The 22699-nt window shown below is 69.3% G+C and carries 21 protein-coding genes; 7 read left to right on the forward strand and 14 right to left on the reverse strand.

Annotation, left to right across the window (positions count from 1 at the left end; all coding sequences use genetic code 11):
• The first annotated feature begins 78 nt into the window (after positions 1-78).
• On the forward strand, positions 79-1284 hold the full coding sequence (locus DW298_RS15680; RefSeq protein ID WP_136043398.1) for a homoserine O-acetyltransferase: 1206 nt from the start codon (positions 79-81) through the stop codon (positions 1282-1284).
• A gap of 10 nt (positions 1285-1294) precedes the next feature.
• Here the strand turns inward: DW298_RS15680 and DW298_RS15685 are convergent, their stop codons facing one another.
• Genes DW298_RS15685 through DW298_RS15710 form a run of 6 tightly spaced genes read right to left on the reverse strand, consistent with a single transcriptional unit; the run spans position 1295 to position 6032 of the window.
• On the reverse strand, positions 1295-1906 hold the full coding sequence (locus tag DW298_RS15685; protein ID WP_136043399.1) for an NUDIX domain-containing protein: 612 nt from the start codon (positions 1904-1906) through the stop codon (positions 1295-1297).
• Positions 1907-1915: 9 nt separating this feature from the next.
• Positions 1916-3145: an MFS transporter gene (locus tag DW298_RS15690; protein WP_136043400.1), complete on the reverse strand. Its 1230-nt coding sequence runs from the start codon at positions 3143-3145 to the stop codon at positions 1916-1918.
• A gap of 9 nt (positions 3146-3154) precedes the next feature.
• Entirely contained in the window at positions 3155-3631 is a 477-nt protein-coding gene (locus tag DW298_RS15695) for a GNAT family N-acetyltransferase (protein ID WP_136043401.1), read from the reverse strand.
• Positions 3624-3953: a thiamine-binding protein gene (locus DW298_RS15700; protein ID WP_136043402.1), complete on the reverse strand. Its 330-nt coding sequence runs from the start codon at positions 3951-3953 to the stop codon at positions 3624-3626. The genes DW298_RS15695 and DW298_RS15700 overlap by 8 nt, the downstream gene beginning before the upstream one ends.
• Positions 3954-3957: 4 nt before the next feature.
• Positions 3958-5196, reverse strand: a complete 1239-nt coding sequence (locus tag DW298_RS15705; RefSeq protein ID WP_240745161.1) for a hypothetical protein — start codon at positions 5194-5196, stop codon at positions 3958-3960.
• A complete protein-coding gene (locus DW298_RS15710) occupies positions 5193-6032 on the reverse strand; it encodes an NAD(P)H-hydrate dehydratase (protein WP_136043403.1) in 840 nt (279 codons plus the stop codon). Before DW298_RS15710 ends, DW298_RS15705 begins: the two co-directional genes overlap by 4 nt.
• 56 nt (positions 6033-6088) lie before the next feature.
• On the opposite strand from DW298_RS15710, the gene DW298_RS15715 reads away from it, so the two are divergent.
• On the forward strand, positions 6089-7156 hold the full coding sequence (locus DW298_RS15715; RefSeq protein WP_136043404.1) for an NADH:flavin oxidoreductase/NADH oxidase: 1068 nt from the start codon (positions 6089-6091) through the stop codon (positions 7154-7156).
• Between the two features lie 59 nt (positions 7157-7215).
• Here DW298_RS15715 and DW298_RS15720 read toward each other — a convergent pair whose 3' ends face one another.
• The 3 genes from DW298_RS15720 to DW298_RS15730 all read right to left on the reverse strand — a co-directional run bounded on the left by DW298_RS15720 (position 7216) and on the right by DW298_RS15730 (position 11157).
• Positions 7216-8277, reverse strand: a complete 1062-nt coding sequence (locus DW298_RS15720) for a hemolysin family protein (RefSeq protein WP_136043405.1) — start codon at positions 8275-8277, stop codon at positions 7216-7218.
• Entirely contained in the window at positions 8274-9590 is a 1317-nt protein-coding gene (locus DW298_RS15725; protein ID WP_136043406.1) for a hemolysin family protein, read from the reverse strand. The genes DW298_RS15720 and DW298_RS15725 overlap by 4 nt, the downstream gene beginning before the upstream one ends.
• Positions 9591-9702: 112 nt before the next feature.
• Positions 9703-11157, reverse strand: coding sequence for a GuaB1 family IMP dehydrogenase-related protein (locus DW298_RS15730; protein ID WP_136043407.1), 1455 nt, complete (start codon positions 11155-11157; stop codon positions 9703-9705).
• A gap of 161 nt (positions 11158-11318) precedes the next feature.
• Here DW298_RS15730 and DW298_RS15735 point away from each other — a divergent pair, with 161 nt between their 5' ends.
• Complete coding sequence (locus tag DW298_RS15735) at positions 11319-14993, forward strand: multifunctional oxoglutarate decarboxylase/oxoglutarate dehydrogenase thiamine pyrophosphate-binding subunit/dihydrolipoyllysine-residue succinyltransferase subunit (protein ID WP_136043408.1); 3675 nt, start codon at positions 11319-11321, stop codon at positions 14991-14993.
• A 57-nt stretch (positions 14994-15050) separates the two neighbouring features.
• Here DW298_RS15735 and DW298_RS15740 read toward each other — a convergent pair whose 3' ends face one another.
• Genes DW298_RS15740 through DW298_RS15750 form a run of 3 tightly spaced genes read right to left on the reverse strand, consistent with a single transcriptional unit; the run spans position 15051 to position 17292 of the window.
• Entirely contained in the window at positions 15051-16355 is a 1305-nt protein-coding gene (locus DW298_RS15740) for a GNAT family N-acetyltransferase (RefSeq protein ID WP_136043409.1), read from the reverse strand.
• A 32-nt stretch (positions 16356-16387) separates the two neighbouring features.
• Positions 16388-16633, reverse strand: a complete 246-nt coding sequence (locus tag DW298_RS15745) for a zf-HC2 domain-containing protein (RefSeq protein WP_136043410.1) — start codon at positions 16631-16633, stop codon at positions 16388-16390.
• Positions 16630-17292, reverse strand: a complete 663-nt coding sequence (locus DW298_RS15750; protein ID WP_136043411.1) for a sigma-70 family RNA polymerase sigma factor — start codon at positions 17290-17292, stop codon at positions 16630-16632. The genes DW298_RS15745 and DW298_RS15750 overlap by 4 nt, the downstream gene beginning before the upstream one ends.
• A gap of 70 nt (positions 17293-17362) precedes the next feature.
• On the opposite strand from DW298_RS15750, the gene aroA reads away from it, so the two are divergent.
• From aroA to bcp, 3 genes are read left to right on the forward strand one after another with little or no spacing between them, the layout of a single operon-like run.
• Positions 17363-18679 carry a 3-phosphoshikimate 1-carboxyvinyltransferase gene (gene aroA, locus DW298_RS15755; RefSeq protein ID WP_136043412.1) on the forward strand — a complete coding sequence of 439 codons (1317 nt, stop codon included), beginning with the start codon at positions 17363-17365 and terminating at the stop codon, positions 18677-18679.
• Between the two features lie 2 nt (positions 18680-18681).
• Positions 18682-19752: a ribosome small subunit-dependent GTPase A gene (rsgA, locus tag DW298_RS15760; RefSeq protein ID WP_136043413.1), complete on the forward strand. Its 1071-nt coding sequence runs from the start codon at positions 18682-18684 to the stop codon at positions 19750-19752.
• Between the two features lie 9 nt (positions 19753-19761).
• Positions 19762-20235, forward strand: coding sequence for a thioredoxin-dependent thiol peroxidase (gene bcp / locus DW298_RS15765; RefSeq protein ID WP_136043414.1), 474 nt, complete (start codon positions 19762-19764; stop codon positions 20233-20235).
• 34 nt (positions 20236-20269) lie between these two features.
• On the opposite strand, the gene DW298_RS15770 is transcribed toward bcp, so the two are convergent.
• Positions 20270-20656: a hypothetical protein gene (locus DW298_RS15770; RefSeq protein WP_136043415.1), complete on the reverse strand. Its 387-nt coding sequence runs from the start codon at positions 20654-20656 to the stop codon at positions 20270-20272.
• Between the two features lie 228 nt (positions 20657-20884).
• Between DW298_RS15770 and DW298_RS15775 the strand changes: the two genes are divergently transcribed.
• Positions 20885-21133 (forward strand): WhiB family transcriptional regulator, encoded by a 249-nt coding sequence (locus tag DW298_RS15775; RefSeq protein WP_017203224.1) that lies wholly within the window; start codon positions 20885-20887, stop codon positions 21131-21133.
• A 66-nt stretch (positions 21134-21199) separates the two neighbouring features.
• Here the strand turns inward: DW298_RS15775 and DW298_RS15780 are convergent, their stop codons facing one another.
• Positions 21200-22684 (reverse strand): PAS domain-containing sensor histidine kinase, encoded by a 1485-nt coding sequence (locus tag DW298_RS15780; protein WP_136043416.1) that lies wholly within the window; start codon positions 22682-22684, stop codon positions 21200-21202.
• Positions 22685-22699: the final 15 nt, after the last annotated feature.

A 22699-nucleotide genomic window follows, 5' to 3' on the forward strand; every position in this document is an offset into this window, starting at 1 on the left:
AGCCGCGGCGCCGCGGATGGCGCGACACCGGGTCGTAACCTGCCGCCGACGGGTGCTCGACCAGGCGACAATGGAGGGATGGACTGGCAGACGACCTCCGAGGACACGGTGCCGTCGGCACCCGTGACGGAGGCCGACGTCCGGCTGCTCCGTGCCCGCCCACCGGCGACCGGTGCCTGGCGCGACGGCGACCCGGTCGGCGGCAGGCGTTTCGCCGCGTTCGGTGCCTTCTCCACCGAGAGCGGTCAGGAGCTGCCGGGCATCCGCATCGCGTACGAGTCGTGGGGTGAGCTGAATGCCGCTCGCGACAATGCGATCCTCGTGCTGCATGCCCTCACGGGCGACAGCCATGTGCGGGGGCCCGCAGGATCCGGCCACCCGACCGTGGGGTGGTGGGAGGACATCACCGGCCCCGGTGCGCCGCTCGACACCGACCGCTGGTTCGTGATCGCTCCGAACATGCTGGGCGGCTGCCAGGGGTCGACCGGGCCGGCGAGCGTCGCCCCTGACGGCTACGAGTGGGCGTCGCGCTTCCCGTACCTGACGATCCGCGACCAGGTGGCTGCGCAGGTGCGGCTCGCCGATGCGCTGGGCATCGACAGCTGGGCCGCGGTCATCGGCGGATCCATGGGCGGCATGCACGCCCTCGAATGGGCGGTCACACATCCGGAGCGCGTCCAGCGCCTCGCCGTGCTCTCCTCTCCCCCGGTGACCACCGCCGACCAGATCGCGCTGAACACGGTGCAGCTCGAGACGATCCGCATGGACCCGCGTTTCCAGGGCGGCGAGTACTACGACCTCGGAGACGGCGACGGTCCGCACCGTGGACTCGCGCTGGCACGGCGGATGGCTCTGCTGAACTACCGCAGCCCGATCGAGCTGAACCAGCGCTTCCAGCGGTCGTGGCAGTCAGATGTCTCACCTCTCGGCCACGGCGGACGCTTCGCCGTGGAGTCGTACCTCGATTTCCACGGCAACAAATTCACCCGCCGCTTCGACGCGAACAGCTACATCACGCTCGTCGAGGCCATGAACTCGCACGACGTCGGTCGCGAGCGCGGCGGAGTCGAAGAGGCGCTGCACGCCGTCACCGCCACCACCCTCGTCCTGGGCATCGACAGCGACCGGCTGTTCCCCGTCGACGGACAGCAGCGCATCGCCCGCAGCATCCCGAACGTGATCGACGGAGAGGCGGTGGTGGTGGCCAGCGACTTCGGCCACGACGGCTTCCTCATCGAGACCGACATCGTCGGCGCGAACCTGCGGCGACTGCTCGCGAGTTGATCCGCTCCGCTCACGCCGGGAGGAATCGCCACGGCAGCTCGGCCGCCTCGAGACGCCCCTGTTCCCACGCGAACGCCTGCGCGGCACCCGAGCCCACGACGCGTGTCTGGAACAGCTGCACGGCACCGCCCGAAGAGAGAGCGGATGCCGCGTCGGTGAAGGCCGACAGCTGATGCAGCGTCATCCAGGTCGGCGGGTACAGCATCCACTCCCCTGCACCGTGCCGCGCCAGGGCCTCGGCGGGACGCACCCACGCGAGCTCCGCCACCTCGTCCTCCGAGGGTGAGGGGTCGGCCGCCGGTGCCGCAGCGAGGAAGAACCAGGTATGGATGCGCGTGGGCACCTCGACCGGCGGATGCCATTCGGAGAACGCCACCAGCTCCTCGACGACGACCCCGACCTCTTCGTAGGTCTCCCGGATCGCCGCACGACGCGCGTCCTCGACCTCCTCGTCGCCGCCGCGTCGATCGGCCGGTTCGACCTTGCCGCCGGGAAAGACCCACGCACCGGCGAACGATCCACGATCGGGACGACGCATCAGCAGCACCTCGAAGCCGGGATCGGCTGCGCGCAGCAGGACGACTGTGCCGGCGACGGGCAGGGAATGCGGGGGCGTGCTCACCCCGTCACTCTACGACGCGACGCGCTCCACGACTTCGGGAAGACGCGCTTCCACGCGGTACGACAGCAGGGCGATCAGCAGGCCCGCCACGGCAAGGGCGGCTCCGGTCCACGCGGGCGCCGTGAAGCCCCACCCTGCTGCGATCACGAGGCCGCCGAGGAAGGCACCCAGGCTGTTCCCGATGTTGAGGGCGGAGTGGTTCATCGCCGCGGCGATCGACTGGTTGTCTTCGGCCACATCCATCAGCCGCGTCTGGATCGTCGGGCTCAGCACCGACGACACGAAGCCGACCACGAACACGAGAAGCCCCAGACTCACGATCCAGAACGACAGCACGGCGAGCAGGGCGAACACCACCGCCATCGCGGCGAGCCCGAAGAGCAGCGTGCGGCGCAGGTCGATGTCGGCGAGGTGGCCGCCGACGAGGTTTCCTGCGGTCATCCCGAGACCCATGAGCACCAGCACGATGGGCACGGCCCATTCCGGCGAGCCGGCGACCTCGGTCACCAGCGGCGCGATGTAGCTGTAGACGGCGAAGAAGCCGCCGAAACCGATCGCCCCCACGCCGAGCGTGAACCACACCTGCGGGATGCGGAAGACCCGGAGCTCCTGACGCATCGTGCGTCCGGGGTCACCGGGATGCTGCGGCACGAACAGCGCGATGAACAGCGTCGCCACGGCGAACACCAGCGCGACGACCGCGAACGCGGCTCGCCAGCCCCACTGCTGCCCGAGGAACGTGCCGAGCGGCACACCGACGACGTTGGCGACCGTCAGTCCCGTGAGGATGAATGCCACGCCCTTGGCACGGTTGCCCGGACCCATGACGTCGGCCGCGACCAGGGCGCCGATGCCGAAGTACGCGCCGTGCGGGAGCCCTGCCAGGAACCGGGAGGCGGCGACGAGTTCGAACGTCGGCAGGACCACGGTGAGCGCGTTGAAGACCGTCAGCGCGAGGGCCAGCACGATCATGACTCGGTGCCGCGGAAAGCGAGCGACGAAGCCGGCGATGGTCGGCGCACCGACCACGACGCCCAGCGCGTACAGCGATATCAGCCAGCCGGCCTGGCTGAGCGCCTCCTCCTGGCTCGTGGCCCAGAGCGAGGGCAGCAGGTCGGCGGCGATGTTGGGCAGCAGGCCCATGACCACGAATTCGGTCATGCCGATGCCGAAGCTGCCTATGGCGAGAGAGAGGAGCGCCCACTTCGCCGCACCCCTCGATTCAGTCGAGGGATTCACCGGTACAGCCTAGCGGCCGTCCGACAGGGCGTCGCGCCCGCCCCTTCGCTCACGCAGCAGGAAGACGTCTACCTCGTCCTGCCTCTCGACGACGAAGCCGTGCCGCTCATAGAGCGCCTGGGCGGGACTGCCCTGGAGCACGTTGAGCCGATGGGTCACCTCATCGTCCAGGAGCATCGTCAGGATGCGTCCCCCGACGCCGGCCCCCTGATGCGAAGGAGCGATGTAGAAGTGCTCCAGCCAGCGTGACCCGCCTTCGTCGCGGAGCGCGACGGAGCCGACCTCCTGGTCGTCCACGACGATGACCCGGGTCTGGGTCGGCTCGAACGCGTCTCGGAACCGCTGCCGCACACGCGCGTCGTCGTAGCGACCGAGCCGCGTCAGGTCCGCCCGGAGCACCACCGCCCGCAGTTCTGCGATCCACTCGACGTCGCCCGCGAGGGCCGGACGCGTATGGACCACCGCGAGAGCGCGGCGATCAGTCATCCGACTCCTCGATCGCCGCCTCGAGGCGCTCGATCTTCGCATCGAGCTCGCCCGAGTATCCGGGGCGGATGTCGGCCTTGAGCACCAGCGACACCCGTGAGCCGAACGGCATGACCGCCTCGGTGGCACGCTTGACGACGTCCATCACCGAGTCCCAGTCGGGTCCCTCGATCTCGGTGAACATGCTCGTCGTGCGATGCGGCAGGCCGGACTCGCGCACCACGCGAACGGCCGCGGCCACCGCGTCGTGCACGGAGGCGTCGGTTCGCTCGGCTCCTTCGGCGGGCGTGCCGCTCGGGGCGACGGAGAAGGCGATCAGCATGGTTTCACTCCCGGGGTTTCGGATGACGGGCGGCGGGTACGCGCAGGAGCGCGCGGAGGCCGAGGACGAGCAGGACGATGAGGAGGACATTCCGCACGGTGAGCACCGCCACGGGGAGCGCTTCAGCGCGCAGCAGGGCGTCGTAGCCGAGCGGATAGACCAGGCAGGTGAGCAGACACAGCGCGAGCACGATGACCGCGGGAATGCGCGCTCTGGCCCGGTCGAGGACGATCCACAGGACCACCGGCGCGATCAGCCAGGTCTGGAACTGGGGAGAGCCGACCTTGTTGGTGACGATGAGCAGCGCCACGAGGGTGAGCGCGAGTGGCGGGAAGAGCCGAGGGAATGCGGCACCGCGCATCGCTTTCACCGCGCCGATCGCCGTGACCACCCCCACGCAGACCACCATCAGCGGGGTGAGCGCCGCGGCGACGGCATCCACCCCCGGCGCCGTCACCTGGAACGTGAGGATCTCGAAGCTGTACTCGATGCGCGCAGCCCCTGCGACGGCGAGCCAGAGGAACGGCGTCGCCGCCACCGCCTCGATCTGCAGCCCGCGGCCTGTCTGCTCCGTCAGGAAACCGAGGATCTCCATGTCCGCGCCGAGCAGGAGCAGCAGCGCCAGCACGCCGCCCGTGACGACGACCGCGCCGAGCAGCACCCGCAGCCGCGCGCGGACGGACACGACGGCGGCGAGCACGAGTGCGCCCGGCCAGATCTTGATCCAGGCACCGGCCGTGAGCAGCGCGGCGGCGACCATCGGTCGCTTGACGAGCCAGAGCCCGCCCATCACGGCGAGGGGCACGGTGATCGCGTCGATCCGGTACAGCGCGATCGGTCCGAGCAGCAGGACGGCGCCGCACCAGAACCAAGCCGCGACCCGCCGTGCGTGCGAGGGCGAGCGACCGACGAGCACGCCGAACGCGATCGCATCGAGCACGATGACCAGCACCGCCCAGCCGACGAGGTAGGCGCTCGAGACACCGAGCACGGGCACCAGCGGTGCAGCGAGTCCGGCCGCCAGCAGCATCGGCAGCAGGGCGAGCTGCGGATAGACCCAGGTCTCGCTGATGCCGACGATCGGCCCGCCCCCGAGAGCCGCCGACGCCCACGGCTCGTACACGAGCACGACATCACCCATGGGCTGGCTCGGATACACCCAGCCCAGCAGAGCGGTGAGCAGGTGCACGAGGAGGAACGCGCACCACAGGACGAGCAGCCTCGTCGTCGAGTCGCGGCTCACCCCAGGACGTCCTGGATCGCGTGCGGAAGAGCCTCGGCCACGTCCATCGCGACGATCGGGTGCCCCGGTCCGTCGGCGAGCGCCCCGGCGGCGATCCGCGCGGCATGACCATGCAGCCAGGCGCCCGCGGCTGCGACCTCGGCGAGCGCGGCTCCGGGATTCGCAGCCATCACCGCTCCGAGAACGCCGGCGAGCACGTCTCCGGTACCCGCCGTCGCCAACCACCCCGTTCCCGCTTCCACGGCGATGACGGCTCCGCCCGGGTCGGCGACCAGCGTCCGCGCCCCCTTGAGCAGCACGGTGCCGCCGATCTTCGCGGCCAGCTGTCGTGCCGCATCCGCCCGATCGTGGTCTTCGTCCTGGGGTTGCACGCGAAGACGCTCCTGCAGCCGTGCGAACTCGCGCGCGTGCGGGGTGACGAGGAACGGCGCCCGCGCACCTGGCGCGAGGTCCAACGCGCCGGCGTCGATGACCACGGGAACCGCACCGGCGAGGATCTCGCGGAGCGCGACGCTCTCCGCGTCGGTGCGGTGCGTCGGATCCGTGCCGGAGCCGATCACCCAGGCTCCGATGCGCGAACCACCGGTGTCCGCTCCGACGACGGTCTCGGGTCGCCGCGCCAGGACGGCATGCCCCACCCGCTCCGCGCCTACGTACCGCACGAATCCGGCACCGGCCCGCCACGCCGCCTCGACTCCGAGCACCGCAGCGCCGGGGTACGCGGGAGATCCGGTGCGCAGCGCCACGACCCCGCGGGCGTACTTGTCGTCCTCCGCGGTCGGCGCACGGAAAAGCCGTGCGGTATCGCTGCGTGACCACTCCCGCACCTCGATCATGACTCCACGTTAGTGCGACGGCCCGCGGTGCACGCCCGCGGGGGTAGCGTCGAACGGTGAGTCTTCTCTTCTCCCCGCTGAGCATCCGATCCGTCACCTTCCGCAATCGCCTCTGGGTCTCGCCCATGTGCATGTACAGCGCCGTCGACGGCGTCGCTCAGGAGTGGCACCATGCCCACCTCGCCCAGTTCGCCTCGGGCGGCGCCGGGCTGATCGTCGCCGAGGCCACCGCAGTCGTCCCCGAGGGCCGGATCTCGCCACGCGACCTCGGTCTCTGGAACGACGAGCAGCGCGACGCCCTCGCCCCGATCGTCCAGGCCATCCACGACCGCGGAGCGCATGCCGGCATCCAGCTCGCGCACGCGGGACGCAAGGCCTCGACCTGGTGGCCCTGGGCTCCCCTGCGCGGCTCCGTCCCGCAGGAAGACGGCGGCTGGACCACCACGGCACCCTCGGCGGTGGCGTTCGACGGCTTCGAGGAACCGGTGGCTCTGGACCTGGCGGGCATCGACCGCGTGGTCGAGGCCTTCGCATCCGCCACGCGCCGCGCGCTCGACGTCGGCTTCGACGTCATCGAGATCCATGGGGCGCACGGGTACCTTCTGCACCAGTTCCTGTCGCCGCTGTCGAACCTGCGCGACGACGAGTACGGGGGCTCGCTCGAGAACCGTGCCCGACTGCTGCTGCGCGTGGTGGATGCTGTTCGTGCCGCCGCCGGTGCCGAGGTCCCGCTGCTCGTGCGCATCTCGGCCACCGACCATGCGGACGGTGGTTTCACCCCAGAGGAGGCGACGATCGTCGGCGACTGGGCGGAACAGCACGGGGCCGACCTGATCGACGTCTCCAGCGGCGGTCTCGTGGCGCATCAGCGCATCGACGTGTTCCCCGGCTACCAGGTGCCTCTCGCCGAGACGGTGCGCCAGGGCGGCCGCATCCCGGTGTCCGCGGTCGGGCTCATCACCGCGTCGGCCCAGGCCGAGCAGGTGCTCGCCGACGGCGCGGCGGATGTGATCTTCGCCGGACGGGAATGGTTGCGTGACCCGCACTTCGCCCTCCGCGCCGCCCACGAACTCGGTGCGGAGGTCGCCTGGCCGCCGCAGTACGAGCGCGCGCACTGGCGCTGACCGCGCACGCGACGAAGGCCGCCGATCCTCCCGGGTCGGCGGCCTTCGCGTCATTGGGATCAGCGTCCGCGGAAGCGACGCGTCGCGTCCTGCACCTCGCCGACCAGCTCCTCCAGGATGTCCTCCAGGAACAGCACGGCAGTCGTGTTGCCCTGCGCGTCGCGCACCTTTGCGAGGTGGCGACCCGCACGGCGCATGACCGCGAGGGCGTCCTCCAGATCAGTGTCCTCCTGAACCGGCACCATGTGGTGGATGCGCTTGGCCGGGACCGGCTGGATCATCTTCGTCTCCGCGTCCGGCCCTTCGGACGCCCGCAGGATGTCCTTCAGGTGGACGTACCCGATCGGCACGGCCTCGTCGTCCACGATCACGTAGCGGGAGAACCCGTAGCGGGCGACGGCCTTCTCGATGTCGTCCGGCGTGGCCGACTGCGGCAGAGTCACCAGATCACCGAGAGGCACGGCGACGTCCCGCGCCTTCTTGTCGGTGAACTCGACGGCGGCAGCCACCGTTCCCGCGGTGTCCATCAGCACGCCCTCGCGTCGCGACTGGCTCACGATGGTCGCGACCTCGTCGAGCGTGAACGTGGAGGCCGCCTCGTTCTTCGGCTCCACCCGGAAGAGGCGCAGCACGCCGTTGGCGGCGGCGTTGAGCAGCCAGATCACCGGCATGAAGACCTTCGACACCCACACGAGTGGCGGAGCCAGGATCAGCACAGCCCGGTCCGGCACCGAGAACGCGAGGTTCTTGGGCACCATCTCACCGAACACGACGTGCAGGAACGAGACGATCAGCAGCGCGATCGCGAACGACACGGCGTCCACAGCCCCGTCCGGCCAGCCGAGCGCATGCAGCGGCACGGCGAGCAGGTGGTGGATCGCGGGTTCGGAGACGTTCAGGATCAGCAGCGAGCAGATCGTGATGCCGAGCTGCGACGTCGCGAGCATCAGAGTCGCGTGCTCCATCGCGTACAGTGCCGTCTTCGCCGCGCGCGACCCCTGCTCCGCACGGGGCTCGATCTGCGACCGTCGGGCCGAAATGACCGCGAACTCGCCTCCGACGAAGAAGGCGTTCGCGACCAGGAGCACGACGAGCCAGGCGAGTCCTCCCCAATCGTTCATCGGGTGGCCTCCTCTCCCCCGTCGAGCGGACTCGGCACGTAGCGGACGCGGTCGACGCGCCGACCGTCCATCCGGACGACCTGGAGGATGCCGCTGTCCAGCGGCACCTCGTCACCGACCGAGGGCACGCGCTCGAGCACGCTCATCACGTAGCCGCCGACGGTGTCGTACACATCGCCCTCCGGCACCTCGACGCCCGCGCGACGGCGCAGCTCGTCGGGCCGCAGCTCTCCGGGGAAGGTCACGCCCTCCCGGTTGCGGATGACTCCCGCCCTCGTGCGGTCGTGCTCGTCGGCCACCTCGCCGACCAGCTCCTCGACGAGGTCCTCAAGCGTGACGAGCCCGGCCGTCCCGCCGTACTCGTCGACCACGACCGCGAGCTGGTACCCGCGGGCACGGAGCTCGGAGATCAGGGCGTCGACGTGCACGGTCTCGGGCACACGCAGCGGCTCGGTCGCCAGAGCACCGACGGGAACCTCGGTCCGACGGTCGCGAGGCACGGAGATGGCCGCCTTGAGGTGCACGACGCCCGTGATGTCGTCGAGGTCGTCGTCGTAGACGGGGAAGCGGCTGTGTCCGGTGCGGCGCGCGAGCTGGATGACGTCGTCGACCGAGTCGCCCGCGGCGATCGCGTGCATGCTCGGCCGCGCCGTCATCACATCGGCGGCGGTCAGCCGGGAGAACATCAGGGTGCGGTCGAGCAGCGTCGCGGTGTCGGCCTCGAGCAGACCCGCACTGGCGGAGCGTCGGACGAGCGAGGACAGCTCCTCCGCGCTGCGGGCGCCGGAGAGCTCCTCCTTCGGCTCGATCCCCATGCTGCGCAGCACGCCGTTGGCGCTGCCGTTGAGCACGACCACAGCCGGTTTGAACACGGTCGTGAAGGCGACCTGGAAGGGGATGACGAGCTTCGCCGTCGCCAGTGGCAGGGCGAGCGCGAAGTTCTTCGGGACGAGTTCACCGAGGATCATCGAGAGCACGGTGGCGACGAGCATGGCCACGATCGTCGCGATGGGGGCGACCGCCGCCTCCGGGATGCTCCAGGCGAGGAGCGTCGGACGAAGCAGGTTCGACAGCGCCGGCTCCATCGTGTAACCGGTGAGCAGCGTCGTCAGCGTGATGCCGAGCTGGGCGGCCGAGAGATGCGTCGACGTGTGCTTGAGGGCGCCGATCGTGAGCGAGAGCCGGGATTCACCTCGAGCCTGTCGCGCCTCGAGTTCGGCGCGGTCGAGGTTGACCAGCGCGAACTCGCTGGCGACGAAGAGGCCGGTGCCGACCGTGAGAAGGAGCCCCACGCCCAACATGATGTAGTCCATCAGCGGTTCCTCTCCTGCGAGAGAGGCGGACAGTGGGGCGATGTTCTGCAACTGGGAGGGTCGTCCATTATGCGGACGATTGTACAGAAGACGACTGTGCTCGCGCTCGCGCTCACCAGCTGACGGGCAGGGCCTTCCCCTCTTCGTACCCGGCCGCCGACTGGAGTCCGACCAGCGCGCGATCGTGGAACTCCGGCACGGACGATGCGCCCGCGTACGTGAACGACGAGCGCACGCCCGAGGTGATCATGTCCAGCAGGTCTTCCACACCGGGTCGCAGCGGGTCGAGGTAGATCTTGGAAGAGGAGATGCCCTCGGCGAAGAGCTCTTTGCGAGCCCGCTCGTAGGCGTCGAGTCGGCCGAAGCGCGCCTGCACCGCCTTGGTCGACGCCATGCCCCAGGATTCCTTGAACAGGCGCCCGTCGCTGTCGCGCTGCAGCTCCCCCGGCGCTTCGATCGTGCCGGCGAACCAGGATCCGACCATGACGGATGCTGCTCCGGCCGCGAGTGCGAGCGCCACGTCGCGCGGGTAGCGCACGCCGCCGTCCGCCCAGACATGCGCGCCGAGCTCCTTGGCGGCCTGAGCGGTCTCGAGCACGGCGGAGAACTGCGGGCGGCCGACCGCGGTCATCATGCGCGTCGTGCACATCGCCCCCGGCCCCACCCCCACCTTGAGGATCGTGGCGCCCGCATCGACGAGGTCGCCGACGCCGTCGGCGGTGACGATGTTGCCGGCGACGATCGGCAGCCCGAGGTCGAGCTCGGCGACAGCACGCAGCGCCCGCAGCATGCCCTCCTGATGACCGTGCGCGGTATCCACGACCAGCACGTCGACTCCGGCTGCGGCGAGCGCCTTGGCCTTCGCCGCGACGTCGCCGTTGATGCCGACGGCCGCGGCCACAGCCAGTCTCCCGTGCCCATCGACGGCAGGGCGGTAGAGGGTCGAACGGAGTGCGCTCCGCGCGCTCAGAGTACCCACGAGATGTCCGTGGTGGACCACCGTCACCATCTCGACGTCGGCGTCCGTGATGACGTCGAAGGCGTGCCGCTCCGAGCCGATGTCATCGGCGTCGATCGACGGCGTCCCGCGATGCACGAGATCCCCGAGCTGCGCATCCGGCAGCGCGGTGGCGAGCCTGGTCGCCGGGAGCACCCCGAGGATCCGGCCGACCTCGATCGGCGCGGCGCCCTGCGCGACGACGATGCCGTGACCCACGGCGGCCGGAAGCAGGCGGAGCGCGTCCGCGACGGAAGCCTCCGGCGGGAGCACGATCGGCGTGTCCCAGAGCACCGGCTGGTCCTTCACATCGCGGATCGCGGAATCGAGATCCTGCAGCGGCAGGTCTTGAGGAAGCACGCCGAGCGCGCCTCGGCGTGCGAGCACCGCCGCGATGCGCGGTCCGGTCACCGAGTTCATGTTCGCGGCGACGATCGGAAGGGTCGCCGGGGTGCCGTCCAGCGGCGCCAGATCGACCTGCAGACGGCTGGTGACCCCGGATCGCCGCGGCACCAGGAAGACGTCCGAGTAGGTCAGGTCGACGGTCGGCTGCTCTCCAGAGAACTCCATGTCTCCACGGTACCCAGATCGCAGCCCCGTGGGCGCGTGGCTTCCGACGATTCCCCGAGCGAAACACGTTAGGCTTGTTGGTCGAGAGTGTGCGGGCCCGAACGCATCCTGCGACGACGTCCGCACCAGAGAGCTTCAGCGATGAAAGAGGGCGATCGAGAGTGTCGAACCAGGTGACCGGCGTCAACGGCGACGGGGGGTTCGGAGCCAATTCCTGGCTCGTCGAAGAGCTCTACGAGCAGTTCAAGGTGAACCGCGACTCCGTCGACAAGGAGTGGTGGCCGATCCTCGAGAAGTACCACTCGGAGACGGCCTCGTCCTCGCCCGCTGCTGCGGACACATCCGCACATCCGGTGACGGCCCCGATCCCGGTGATCGGCTCGCAGCCGGTCGCCCGCACGACCGCGAAGCCGGCGGCCGCCGCGCCGATCCCGGCTCAGGCACCGAAGCCCGCGCCCAAGCCCGAGTCGAAGGAAGCCGCCGAGCCGGTCGAGGAAGACAAGGTCACGCCTCTCCGCGGCCTGCCGAAGACCCTCGCCGCGAACATGGACGAGTCGCTGACCGTCCCGACCGCGACCAGCGTGCGCACCGTGCCCGCGAAGCTGATGATCGACAACCGCATCGTCATCAACAACCACATGGCGCGCACCCGCGGCGGCAAGATCAGCTTCACCCACCTGATCGGGTGGGCGCTCATCCGCACGCTCGACGAGTTCCGCAGCCAGAACGTGTTCTACGCCGAGATCGACGGCAAGCCCTCGGTCGTCGCGCCCGCGCACGTCAACCTCGGCATCGCGATCGACCTGCCCAAGCCCGACGGCACGCGAGCCCTCATGGTTCCGAGCATCAAGCGCGCCGACACGCTGTCCTTCACCGAGTACCTCAGCGCGTACGAAGACCTGGTCACCCGCGCTCGCGGCAACAAGCTCACTGCCGCCGATTTCCAGGGCACCACCGTCTCGCTCACCAACCCGGGCGGCATCGGCACCGTGCACTCCGTGCCGCGACTCATGAAGGGCCAGGGGTGCATCATCGGCGCCGGCGCGCTCGAGTACCCCGCAGAGTTCCAGGGCGCGAGCGACAAGACGCTCAACGAGCTGGCGATCGGCAAGACGATCACGCTCACCAGCACCTACGACCACCGCGTCATCCAGGGCGCGGGCTCGGGCGAGTTCCTCAAGAAGGTGCACGAGCTGCTCATCGGCCAGCGCGGCTTCTACGACGACATCTTCGCGGCGCTCCGCATCCCGTACGCCCCCATCCGGTGGAACCCCGACATCGCGGTCGACCTCGCGGAGCGCGTCGACAAGCAATCCCGCGTGCAGGAGCTCATCAACTCCTTCCGCGTGCGCGGCCACCTGATGGCCGACATCGACCCGCTCGAATACCAGCAGCGCTCGCACCCCGACCTCGAGATCGAGAGCCACGGCCTCACGTTCTGGGACCTCGACCGCGAGTTCGTCACCGGCGGCTTCGGCGGTCGGCGCATCGCCAAGCTCCGCGACATCCTCGGGGTGCTCCGCGACTCGTACTGCCGCACGCTGGGCATCGAGTACATGCACATCCAGGACCCGGAGCAGCGCCGCTGGTTCCAGGAGAAGGTCGAGGTCAAGTACCAGAAGCCCGGCCACGACGAGCAGCTGCGCGTCCTCCGCAAGCTCAACGAGGCTGAGGCGTTCGAAACCTTCCTGCAGACCAAGTTCGTCGGCCAGAAGCGCTTCTCGCTCGAGGGCGGCGAATCGTTGATCCCGCTGCTCGACGAGATCCTCCAGGGCGCCGCGACCGCAGGCCTCGAGGGTGCCGCGATCGGCATGGCCCACCGCGGCCGCCTCAACGTGCTCACGAACATCGCAGGGAAGACCTACGGTCAGGTGTTCCGTGAGTTCGAGGGCACCCAGACCCCCGGCAACCAGCGCGGCTCCGGCGATGTGAAGTACCACCTCGGCACCGAGGGCACCTTCGTCGCCGACGACAAGTCCGAGCTGCCCGTCTACCTCGCCGCCAACCCCTCGCACCTCGAGACGGTCGACGGCGTGCTGGAAGGCATCGTCCGCGCCAAGCAGGACCGCAAGCCGATCGGCACGTTCGCCTGGCTGCCGATCCTCGTCCACGGCGACGCCGCCTTCGCGGGCCAGGGCGTCGTGGTCGAGACGCTGCAGATGTCGCAGCTGCGCGGCTATCGCACCGGCGGCACCATCCACGTCGTGGTGAACAACCAGGTCGGCTTCACGACGACTCCGAACGACGGACGCACCTCGGTGTACTCCACCGACGTGGCGAAGACCATCCAGGCACCGGTGTTCCACGTGAACGGCGACGACCCCGAGGCCGTCATCCACGTCGCGCAGCTCGCGTTCGAGTACCGCGAGCGCTTCCACCGCGACGTCGTGATCGACCTCGTGTGCTACCGCCGACGCGGTCACAACGAGGGCGACGACCCCTCGATGACGCAGCCGCTGATGACCGACCTGATCCAGGCGAAGCGGTCGGTCCGCCGCCTGTACACCGAGTCGCTCGTCGGCCGCGGCGACATCACGGAGCAGGAGTACGACGAGGCCAAGGCCGACTTCCAGAACCGTCTCGAGATCGCGTTCGCCGAGACCCACGCGGCCGAGACCGGGGCGACACCGATCACGCCGGAGCTGCCTCCGGTGGACGACCAGGTCGGCGCTCCCGAGGTAACCGGCGTGCCGGGCGAGGTCATCCAGCTCATCGGCGACGCGTTCGTCAACAAGCCCGAGGGCTTCACGGTGCACCCGAAGATCCAGCAGCTGCTGGACAAGCGTCTCGACATGAGCCGCAACGGCGGCATCGACTGGGGCTTCGGTGAGCTGCTCGCATTCGGCTCGCTCCTGGTCGAGGGCACCCCGGTGCGCCTCGCAGGGCAAGACGCCCGCCGCGGCACCTTCGTGCAGCGTCACGCGACACTTCACGATCGCGCGAACGGCCAGGAGTGGCTGCCGCTGTCGAATCTGTCCGACGCACAGGGCCGCTTCTTCGTCTACGACTCGCTGCTCAGCGAGTACGCCGCACTCGGGTTCGAGTACGGCTACTCGGTCGAGGCTCCCGAAGCTCTCGTGCTCTGGGAGGCGCAGTTCGGCGACTTCGTCAACGGCGCCCAGTCCGTCATCGACGAGTACATCTCGGCGGCTGAGCAGAAGTGGGGTCAGCAGTCCAGCGTGACGCTGCTCCTTCCCCACGGCTACGAGGGCCAGGGACCCGACCACTCGTCGGCGCGCATCGAGCGTTTCCTGCAGCTGTGCGCACAGGAGAACATGATCGTCTCCCGTCCGTCGACCCCGGCGTCGTACTTCCACCTGCTGCGCCGCCAGGCCTACGCTCGCCCGCGCAAGCCGCTCATCGTGTTCACCCCGAAGGCGATGCTGCGTCTGCGCGGAGCGACGAGCCCGGTCGAGGCCTTCACGCAGGGTCGGTTCGAGCCGGTGATCGACGACGACCGCGGTCTCGACCGTTCGGCCGTCAAGCGCGTGCTCGTGCACTCGGGCAAGGTGCACTGGGACCTGCGCTCCGAACTCGAGAAGAACCCCAACCCCGAGGTCGCGCTGGTCCGGCTCGAGCAGCTCTACCCGACGCCGATCGACGAGCTCAAGAAGATCACCGACTCCTACCCGAACGCCGAGCTGGTGTGGGTCCAGGAGGAGCCGGAGAACCAGGGTGCCTGGCCGTTCCTCGCGCTTGCCTTCGCCGACGTTCCGGGCGACCGCTCCTTCCGGCCCGTCGCACGCTCGGCTTCCGCGTCGCCGGCGACCGGATCGTCGAAGGTGCACGCCGCCGAGCAGGCCGCTCTGATCCGCTCGGCCGTCACACTCGGCTGATCGATCGACGAAGAAGGGCGCCTCGACCTCGGTCGGGGCGCCCTTCTCTTTCCGGCTTCAGTACCAGATGTCCAGCGAGGGCGCCGGGAAGGCGATCAGCGCCCGGTCGAGAGCCTCGACGTCCGCCGCGTCACCCGTGATCCGCCCGGCGCCGTGCAGCGACGCCGCGCGGACTCCCCCGGCGTACAGCGACGACAGCGCCGAGACATCGAGCACGATGTCGGCCTCGCTGCCCTCGGCTGCGACATCGACCGTCGCGACGCCGGATCCGTCGACCCTCAGCCGCCAGTCGCCGTTCGCGAATCCGAGGGAGTCCTCGACGCGCAGCACCGTGTCCAGCGACGCCGAATAACGTCGTGCCGTCAGTGCGGCCGGCAGATCGAGGATGCGCAGCCATCCGTGGTCATGCACCTCCTGCTTCACGCCGCGGGAGTCGGCGACGAGCCACGGCAGCGGGTCGTCCAGTGGGCGGAGGTCGGCCTCGACCTCCGCGACGAGGTCGTGCTGCAAGGCGAAACGCCACAGCGCGGTGCGGGCGTCGGCGGTCTCGGCGACGAGAAGTCGGACGTCCATCCGGAACCGCAGCGGGCCGCCCGCCTCGGACACCGTGTAGGCCAGGACACCTCGGAGCACACCGTCCTCGTCGAGATAGCGGACGCCACGGGCCTTATCGCGGTCGGCGGTCGGTGCGACACCGGCATAACCTTCCCAGCGGCCGCGCCAACCGGGGATCTGTCCGGCTGCCCGTCGCCGCGCGCGGTCGTGGACCGCCCCGAGGTCGGCGGCCAGTGTCTCGCGGTCGATGTACTCCAGGCGACCCGGCGGAGTCGCGCCGCCCCATCCCGCACGTCGCGTGTCGACGGTCAGGCGTGCGACGGGGACGGCAGAACCGAAGCCATAGCGCCCGTAGATCGTCGCCTCCGTCACCGTGAGTCCGGCGACGGCGACCCCGGCGGATGCTGCGGCTCGCAGCTCGCCCTCCAGAAGGGCTCTGGCGATGCCGCGGCGCCGATGCGTCGCGGCGACCGTGACGACACTGATCGCCCACATGTCGATCTCGCCGCCGCCGGGAAGCGTGAGCGGGGTCACCCAGGCGTTGGTGGTCGCGACCGGCAACGCAGCTTCCGGTGCCGTCTTCTCGAACACGCCGATGTTGCGCCGTGCGGCGAAGGTCTTCGTGATCTGGGCGAGCATGTCCGTGCTCGGTTCGGCGCCGAGGAACCCGCGGTCGACCGCGCGCTGGAAGCCCGCGGCGCTCGCGTCGTCGGTCAGATCGACGACGCGGTACTCGAGTCCGGCGTTCGCCAGCCGTTCAGCCGAGGTGGTGTCTGCGGGCACGTCCCGCGCATCGATGGAGCTCATCCATCCACACTACCGACGGCCTCGGACGGAGGTCAGTGCTGGGCGGCCTGGACTTCCCGCAGCCGGGCGAACACCTGGTCGCGCAGCTGTTCGGGAGCCGTCTCCTTGCAGGCACGGGCGATGACCTCGGTGAGGGTCGTCGCCACGAGGGCCTCGTCACGGCAGGACGGGCAGTGCTCGAGATGCTCACGGATCTCGGTGTGCTCGGTCTTGCACACCTCGTTGCGGAGGTATTCCTCCAGATCCTGACGCGCTTTGTCGCAGCCGCAGTCGCTCATTCCTTGCTCCTCGTCTCAGCCGCGGCGATGCCCCGCTCGGCGGCGTAATCTGCCAGCAGCTCCCGCAGCATCCGTCTGCCACGATGCAGACGGCTCATGACGGTGCCGATGGGGGTCTTCATGATGTCGGCGATCTCCTGGTACGCGAAGCCCTCGACATCCGCGAGGTACACCGCGAGCCGGAAGTCCTCCGGCACGGCCTGCAGCGCGTCCTTGACCACCGAAGCCGGCATCCGGTCGATGGCCTCCGCCTCGGCGGAGCGGCTGTGCGAAGCCGTGGTGGACTCCGCACCACCCAGCTGCCAGTCCTCGAGCTCGTCGATCGTGCCCTGGAACGGCTCGCGCTGACGCTTGCGGTAGATGTTGATGTACGTGTTCGTGAGGATGCGGTACAGCCACGCCTTGAGGTTGGTCCCCTGCGAGAACGTCGACCAGGAGCCGTACGCTTTGACGAACGTCTCCTGCACGAGGTCGGCGGCGTCAGCGGGGTTGCGCGTCATGCGCATCGCGGCGGCGTAGAGCTGATCCATGAACGGGATCGCCTGCTCTTCGAACTCACGTCGAGGGTCGCCGACGATGTCTGCGGTTGCGGTGTCATCCATCACCGGCCAGTCTAGGCCGCTGAGGTCGATCACCTCGCGCTCCAAGGTCGCCGTCATTCTCTCTCCTTCGCTTCAGGGAGCCTGTCTTTCACGACGAACCTCCCTGCGTTCACTAAGGTGAGAACCGATGAGCGCCAACAGGTATTCCCCCGCCCGGGTGCAGGGCACCTATCCTGCGCCCACCACCGACGTGCCCGTGCACGCCGAGCTCACGATCCCCGGCTCGAAGTCGCTGACGAATCGAGAGCTGATGATCGCCGCGATCGCCGACGGCCCCGGCCGACTGATCGCCCCTCTCCACTCCGACGACTCCGCCCGGATGGTCGACGCGCTGCGTGCGCTGGGTGTGGGTATCGAGGAGGTGGATGCCGGTCACGAGTTCGGCCCCGACCTCGTGGTCACCCCGGCGAAGCTCCGCGGCGGTACGACGATCGACTGCGGCCAGGCGGGCACCGTGATGCGCTTCATCGCCCCGTTGGCGGGCCTCGCCGAGCACGATGTGCACCTCACAGCGCATGAGACCGCACTCCATCGCCCCATGGGCGGACTGATCAGCGCGCTGCGCGACCTCGGAGTCGACATCGACGACGAGGGCACCTGGGCGCTCCCCTTCACCATTCGCGGTCACGGGCGCATCCGCGGCGGTCGCGTCGAGATCGACGCGTCGGCCTCGAGCCAGTTCGTCTCCGGGCTCCTGCTCGCCGCGCCCCGATTCGACGTGGGACTCCACCTCGTCCACGTCGGCGAGCACCTGCCGAGCCTTCCGCACATCGACATGACCATCGAGGCTCTGAGCCGCCGCGGTATCCGCATCGAGCGTCCGGCCGTCGGCGAGTGGCTCGTCGAAGCCGGTGTGCCGCGGGCGAAGGAGATCGCGATCGAACCAGATCTCTCCAACGCGGCTCCGTTCCTCGCCGCAGCTCTCGTGGCCGGCGGTTCCGTCTCTGTCACCGGCTGGCCGGCGCACTCGACGCAGCCGGGCGCGCTGCTACCGGACATCCTGCAGGCCACCGGAGCGCATGTCGGGCGTCACGGCGGCACCCTCACGGTGCGCGCCGGCTCCGGAATACGCGGTCTCGAACTCGATCTCTCGGCGGCGAGCGAGCTGACTCCGACTCTCGTCGGCCTCGCCGCGTTCGCCGAATCCCCGACGACCATCCGTGGCATCGGCCACATCCGCCTCCACGAGACCGACCGGATCGCGGCGCTCATCGGCAACCTCCGCGCACTCGGCGGGGAAGCCGAGGAGCTTCCGGACGGGCTCCGCATCATCCCCCGCCCCCTGCACGGCGGCAGCTGGGCCGCCCACCACGACCACCGGATGGCCACGACCGGTGCGCTGATCGGCCTGCGCGTGCCCGGTGTCGAGATCGACGACATCGGAACCACCGCGAAGACCCTCCCGGAGTTCACGATGCTCTGGGAGCGGATGCTGCGAGGTTGATGGTGAGCTGGCTCGACGACAGCGACGACCTCGATGACGACTTCGAGGACTTCGACGAGAGCAGCATCCGGACGCGACCGAACCCCAAGGCGAACCGCCCGCGCACCAAGCGCCGTCCGGCGCACGAGGATGCCCAGGTGGGCAGGGTTCTCGGTGTCGACCGCGGTCGGTATTCGGTGCTTCTCGGCGAGGACACGGCCGAGGAACGCATGATCACGACCACCAGGGCGCGAGAGCTGCGACGCATGCCCATCGTCACGGGCGATCAGGCGCGCGTGGTCGGCGACACCTCGGGCGACGAGGGAACGCTCGCCCGCATCGTCGGCATCGTCGAGCGCACCTCGCTTCTGCGACGCAGTGCCGACGACACCGACCAGGTCGAGCGCGTCATCGTCGCCAACGCCGATCAGATGCTCGTCGTCGTCGCCGCGGCCGACCCCGAGCCGCGGGCCCGGCTGGTCGACCGATACCTCGTCGCAGCGCTGGATGCGGGCATTCGTCCTCTCCTGGTCGTCACGAAGACCGACATCGCCGATCCGACGGAGTTCCTCACCCACTTCGACGGCCTCGACCTGCGGGTGTTCACCAGTGCGCAGGACGAGATGCCCGTCGAGGAGATCGGCGAAGCGCTCGTCGGACACTCCACGGTCTTCGTCGGACACTCGGGCGTCGGCAAGTCCACGCTCGTCAACGCGCTCGTGCCCACGGCTCTGCGCGCCACCGGACACGTGAACCAGGTCACCGGGCGCGGCCGCCACACCTCCTCCTCGACCGTTTCGCTGCGCTACGAGGGACCGGCGGGCACGGGCTGGGTGATCGACACCCCCGGCGTCCGTTCGTTCGGTCTCGGTCACGTCGACCCCGCCAACATCCTGGCCGCGTTCACCGAACTCGCCGTGATCGCTCAGGACTGCCCTCGCGGGTGCACGCACCTCGCGGATGCCCCGGACTGCGCACTCATCGAAGCGGCGGAGCGGGGCGAGCTGGGCGAGACCGGCCGGGCGCGACTCGATTCCCTGCAGCGACTGCTCCAGACGTTCGCGGACAAGGCGGAGCAGGCCCCCGGCCGTTAGGCTGGGTGGGTGACTCAGCGCCTGGAACCCGGAACCGCAGCCCCTGACTTCTCCCTCCTCGACCAGGATGGGAAGACCGTTCGCCTCGCCGACCTGCGCGGCCAGAAGACGGTGCTGTACTTCTACCCGGCCGCGATGACTCCCGGTTGCACCACCGAGGCCTGCGACTTCCGCGACAGCATCTCGTCGCTCCAGGGCGCCGGCTACCGGGTCATCGGCATCTCGCGTGATGAGCCGGACACGCTCACGAAGTTCCGCGAACGCGACGGCCTCACCTTCCCCCTGCTGAGCGACCCCGACCACGCGACCCACACCGCCTACGGCGCGTGGGGCGAGAAGATGAACTACGGCAAGCTCGTCGAGGGTGTCATCCGCTCCACCTTCGTCCTCGACGAGGACGGAAAGATCACTCTCGCGCAGTACAACGTGAAGGCCACAGGTCACGTGGCACGGCTGCGCAAGCAGCTCGGCATCGACGCCTGACCCGTCGGCCCGGAGCGCAGCGGGCGCGCGGAGGTCACTCGGCCGCGCGCTGCTCGCCCTCGCGTCGTGCGCTCGAGATCAGCAGCACGAAGCCCACCAGCCCGGGGAGTCCGACCCCGACGGTGAAAGCCCACGACACCGGCTGCAGCGTGAGGGAGGCCAACGCGAGGGCGATCGCGAGCACCTGGAACACCACTCCTCCGGATCGCGCCCATGACTTGCCGACCCGGGTGCCGATGGAGAAGGCCACGAGGGCGGCTGCTCCGACGAGCGTGAGTGCGATCAGCGCCACGGCGGTCGGCAGCGAGGCCGCGTCGCCGGCACCGAGGCCCACGAGTTCGATCACTGCGAACACGATGAGCGCCGCCGCTTCGGCGGCGAGCACCGCCGCTGCCGCGAGTGCGATCCCCGGTGCGCGCACAGCATCTCCTAAGCATTGAAGCGGAGAAAACCCTTGATTTCGGGGTTTTCATGTAACAGAATAGAGAAAGTCATGTGCTCCCACAGCGGCGTGGGGCGAGCAATCACGCTCGCATCACAAATCGCGGGCATCCGTCCGCACATCACCAGGGTAGCCGAACCCGAACTGCTACCCGAATCCGAGAGGTCGCATCGCGACATCTCTTGAAATCCACACCGAGGAGCCCCCATGGACTGGCGCGATAAGGCCGCCTGCCTGACTGTAGACCCCGAGCTGTTCTTCCCTGTGGGGAACACCGGCCCGGCCGTCGATCAGATCGAGAAGGCGAAGACCGTCTGCGCCACCTGCACGGTCACGGAGATCTGCCTGCAGTACGCACTGGAGACCAGTCAGGACTCCGGCGTCTGGGGCGGACTCTCCGAAGACGAGCGCCGCGCTCTGAAGCGTCGCGCCGCACGCGCCCGCCGCGCCTCCTGAACCTGCACGAAAGCGGCCTGGGATCACGTTCTCAGGCCGCTTTCGTCTGCCTCGGCTTCGGCCGGATCAGCGGTCGAGCCAGCGCAGGGGGATGTCGATGACCACCTCGGTGCCCTCGCCATCGCTTCCATGCCATTCGATGGTGCCGCCCAGCTCCCCCTGGATGAGCGTGCGGATGATCTGAGTGCCGAGGCCCTGACCGATCCGCCCCTCGGGGAGACCGAGCCCGGTGTCGCGCACGGTCACGCGGAGGTTCTCCTCGGTCCGCGCGGCATCGATGGTCACGATGCCCTCCTGGCCCGCGAGGCCGTGCTCGACGGCGTTCGTGACGACCTCGGTGAGGGCGAGGGCGAGAGGTGTCGCATACTCGCTCGGGAGCACCCCGAACCGCCCGGTCGACTGCGTGCGAGCGCGCGTGTTCGGTGCCGAGGCGACCTCGGCGACCAGCTTGAGCACGCGATGGAAGACCTCGTCGAAGTCGACCTTCTGCGTCAGCCCCTGAGCCAGTGTGTCGTGCACGACGGCGATCGCATCGACGCGGCGCATGGCCTGCGTGAGGGCATCGCGGGCTTCGTCGGAGTGCGTCCGCCGCGCCTGGATCCGCAGAAGCGACGCCACCGTCTGGAGGTTGTTCTTCACGCGGTGGTGGATCTCGCGGATCGTCGCATCCTTGGTGATGAGCTCCTGCTCCTGATGGCGCAGCTCCGATACGTCGCGGCAGAGCACGATCGCGCCGATTCGCGTTCCGTGGTCCTTCAACGGGATCGCACGCAACGACACCGTCACGCCGCGCGCCTCGATGTCGGTGCGCCACGGAGCGCGACCGGTCACCACGACAGGCAGGGATTCGTCGACCTGTCTGGAGGGCGGCACGAGTCTGGTGGTGACCTCGGCGAGGGACTCCCCCTCGAGCTCGTCATCGAACCCCATGCGGTTGAAGGCCGACAGGGCGTTCGGGCTGGCAAACGTGCTGATCCCGTCGACGTCGATCCGGATGAGGCCGTCCGACGCGCGCGGAGCTCCACGGCGCGGTGAGGTCGGAGCGGTGAGGTCGGGGAAGCTCCCGTCCGCGATCATCCGGAAGAGGTCGTTCGCACACTCGTCGAACGTGATCTGCTGGCGAGACGGAGTGCGCAACTCGCCCAGGTTGGTGTGTCTGGTCACCACGCCGATCACCGTGGCTCCCGCATCGGCGCTGCGTCGTTCACTCACGATCGGCACGGCGCGCACCCGGGTGGGGGTCTCTTCGAACCAGTCCGGGGACGACGAGTCGACGATCTCGGCCGAATCGAAGGCGCCCTGGACCTGCGTGCGCCACTGCGGTCGCACCCGCTCACCGACGATGTCGCGGTAGAACAGCGTCGCCGCACCGCTCGGTCGCGCGTGAGCGACCGCGATGAAGGTACCGTCCTCCGTCTGGATCCAGATGACGATGTCCGCCGACGCGAGATCGGCGAGGAGCTGCCCGTCACCGGCGAGTCGGTGCAGCCACTCGACGTCGCTGTCGGTCAGGAGGCCCTGGGCATGGGCGAGGTCGCTGAGGGTTGACACCAGACCAGCCTACGG

This window comes from Microbacterium sp. A20, from assembly GCF_004794515.1.
Taxonomy (GTDB): Bacteria; Actinomycetota; Actinomycetes; order Actinomycetales; family Microbacteriaceae; genus Microbacterium.

Excerpts from the sequence above, each read along its gene's own strand:
- DW298_RS15680 (WP_136043398.1), top strand. The coding sequence starts at position 79 with ATGGACTGGCAGACGACCTCCGAGGACACGGTGCCGTCGGCACCCGTG.
- DW298_RS15695 (WP_136043401.1), bottom strand. The coding sequence starts at position 3,631 with ATGACTGATCGCCGCGCTCTCGCGGTGGTCCATACGCGTCCGGCCCTC.
- DW298_RS15700 (WP_136043402.1), bottom strand. The coding sequence starts at position 3,953 with ATGCTGATCGCCTTCTCCGTCGCCCCGAGCGGCACGCCCGCCGAAGGA.
- DW298_RS15710 (WP_136043403.1), bottom strand. The coding sequence starts at position 6,032 with ATGATCGAGGTGCGGGAGTGGTCACGCAGCGATACCGCACGGCTTTTC.
- DW298_RS15720 (WP_136043405.1), bottom strand. The coding sequence starts at position 8,277 with ATGAACGATTGGGGAGGACTCGCCTGGCTCGTCGTGCTCCTGGTCGCG.
- DW298_RS15725 (WP_136043406.1), bottom strand. The coding sequence starts at position 9,590 with ATGGACTACATCATGTTGGGCGTGGGGCTCCTTCTCACGGTCGGCACC.
- DW298_RS15730 (WP_136043407.1), bottom strand. The coding sequence starts at position 11,157 with ATGGAGTTCTCTGGAGAGCAGCCGACCGTCGACCTGACCTACTCGGAC.
- DW298_RS15740 (WP_136043409.1), bottom strand. The coding sequence starts at position 16,355 with ATGAGCTCCATCGATGCGCGGGACGTGCCCGCAGACACCACCTCGGCT.
- DW298_RS15745 (WP_136043410.1), bottom strand. The coding sequence starts at position 16,633 with ATGAGCGACTGCGGCTGCGACAAAGCGCGTCAGGATCTGGAGGAATAC.
- DW298_RS15750 (WP_136043411.1), bottom strand. The coding sequence starts at position 17,292 with ATGACGGCGACCTTGGAGCGCGAGGTGATCGACCTCAGCGGCCTAGAC.
- aroA (WP_136043412.1), top strand. The coding sequence starts at position 17,363 with ATGAGCGCCAACAGGTATTCCCCCGCCCGGGTGCAGGGCACCTATCCT.
- DW298_RS15775 (WP_017203224.1), top strand. The coding sequence starts at position 20,885 with ATGGACTGGCGCGATAAGGCCGCCTGCCTGACTGTAGACCCCGAGCTG.